Annotated in this window: 3 protein-coding genes; all 3 read right to left on the reverse strand. The window is 69.0% G+C overall.

All coding sequences use genetic code 11. The features are described from left to right. Nucleotides 1–123: 123 nt before the first annotated feature. Nucleotides 124–393 (reverse strand): type I-E CRISPR-associated endoribonuclease Cas2e, encoded by a 270-nt coding sequence (gene cas2e / locus IRZ30_RS17100; protein ID WP_294086921.1) that lies wholly within the window; start codon nt 391–393, stop codon nt 124–126. A gap of 12 nt (nt 394–405) precedes the next feature. Then, nucleotides 406–1,350, reverse strand: coding sequence for a type I-E CRISPR-associated endonuclease Cas1e (cas1e, locus tag IRZ30_RS17105; RefSeq protein ID WP_294086918.1), 945 nt, complete (start codon nt 1,348–1,350; stop codon nt 406–408). Beyond that, on the reverse strand, nt 1,350–2,123 hold a 774-nt coding region (cas6e, locus tag IRZ30_RS17110; RefSeq protein ID WP_294086920.1), incomplete at its 5' end, for a type I-E CRISPR-associated protein Cas6/Cse3/CasE. The genes cas1e and cas6e, both read right to left, overlap by 1 nt.

The following is a 2,123-nucleotide window of genomic DNA, read 5'->3' on the forward strand; positions in this document are numbered from 1 at the left end:
GAGTCCGGCCGGTCGAGCACCGGTTCACCCCCACGCGTGTGGGGACAACTCGGGCATCACCAGCCCGCCGTCCGCTCCGCTCGGTTCACCCCCACGCGTGTGGGGACAACACTTCCATTTTCCTCATTCTGACGGCACTCGGATCAATGTCAGGCCGTCGAAGTCTACCACCTCCCTGCCTAGATTTCCCCAGAATCGGACGGCAAAGCCTTGCTCGGTGTTGCTGCTGTAGATCAGCATCCCGGCGCCGTCCTTCATGCTCGCGCACGCCTTCTCCCAGAGCTTGTCGCGCACCAGGGCGGACATCGTCCCAACGAACACGCCCGCCTTCGGCTCCAGCATCCAGCGGGTCAACTCGCCGCGAAGGCTGCGCGGCACCCGCTCCAGGATCATGACGACCACACCTCACTCCTCCTCTCCACCCGCGGGAGCATGGTTCACCCCGCCGGTCACCGTGCCGCTCGGGTCCCACAGCCCGCCGGGTTGGGCGGCGTCCTCGTCGAAGTCCGGCTCGTCGGTGCTGCCGTCCGAGTCGCCGATGTCCAGCACGCGCTCGATGTCCGTTGCGATGTCTCCCAACAAACGGTGCGCCACGAAGGCGTCCCGGCAGGCTCGCCGGACCCGTCCCTCCAGGTCACGGGTCCCTTCGGCCACGACGCGGAACGCCAGCGGGATCGTTACCGTTGCCTTATACAGGTCGGCGATGTCGTACACGAACGACAGCATCTTCCCGGTGTGGATGAACCCGAGGCCGGGCGAGTAGCCGAGGGAAACGATCGCCGCGTGGCAGATGCCGTACAGACAACTGTTCGCGCACGAGAGGGCACGGTTGATCGGGTCGGCCGCTGCCCAGTTCTGTCGCTGGAAGGAGCGCCCGCGCCAGGGGACGCCTGTCTCGCGGCTGGCGCGGGCGTAGGCATCGCGGACGCGCGCCCCTTCCATGCCCCGGATCTGCTGCAGCGTCAGGTCGGGGGGCAACGGCTCCGCGAAGCGCATCTGGTACATGCGGAAGACGACCCGCAGGCGCAGCGCCGGGTCAGCCCAGAGCCGCGCCTGCCGCATCAGGTTGCCGGCCGAGCGGGTCTCGCCCAGACCCTGCGCGTAGAACCGAACCCCTTCCTCGCCCGTCCAGAGGACGAGGCAGCCGTTTTCGGCCAGCGTTCGGATCGCGGCGTGGCTGATGCTCGTCCCTGGCCCGAGCATCAGGATTCCGAGCGACGCGCAGGGCACCGGGACCATGCCGGTGGCATCGTGGATGGCGATCGCCTTCGCTTCCTGCTCGATCCTCGCGTGCTCGACGTACAGGTAGCTCCAGCTATCGCGCACCTTCGGCAAGATGTGCAGGTCCATCACGCACTCCTTGCGGGGGCGATGGAGAGGAGGCCGAAGCCGTAGGCCTTGGCGGAGCCGATGCCCTGGACCAGCGCGGCGCGGAAGCGGTCGACGTCGACGATGCGCAGGAGCCCGTCGAACGTCACCGCGGCGAAGGTCATCTGCTTCCCGTCCGCCCGCCGGCCGTAGACCTTGCCGCCCCGAATGGCGCGGACGTCAGGGACCGGTTCCGGCTTGTCCGCCTCCAGGCCGAAGATCGCCGCGGCGCGCTCCCAGCGGTACGCCTCGTGCTCCGTGGTGGCGCGCACGGAGAGCACCTCGAAGCCACACTGCTCGCCCTTGCGGCGGAGCCAGGCGAGCTGGTCCGCCTCGGTGCGGAGCTCCACCCGCTTGCCGAGTCGATTGCTGCGCCCGGGGTCGGTGTCCGGCTTGATGCGCTTGGTCGGGTTGGCGCGGAGGCGGAAGGTGAGGACCATCCCGGCGTCGAGCGCGTCGTAGATCGGCCCGACCGGCTTGCAGTCGGGGTTGGGCACGCCGGCGGTGTCGAGCAGGTAGCCCGCGGGGAGCTGGCTCCAGTTCGGCTCGATCGCCGACTGGACGAGCAGCGTCGGCATGCCCGTACGCGGATGGGTCTCCAGGCGGTAGAGGATGCCGAGCCGGGCGCGAGCGTCGCCCGGCGCGGCGAGGTTCGGGAAGCCGGACATCACGGAGCGGTGGAGCTGCTGGCAGTCGGCCAGGTCTCGCCGCACGTCCCGGCTACGCGGATTCAGAATCAGGCGCGAGAGGTACAT

The organism is Sphaerobacter sp., assembly GCF_019683595.1.
In the GTDB taxonomy this organism is placed as follows: domain Bacteria; phylum Chloroflexota; class Chloroflexia; order Thermomicrobiales; family Thermomicrobiaceae; genus Sphaerobacter.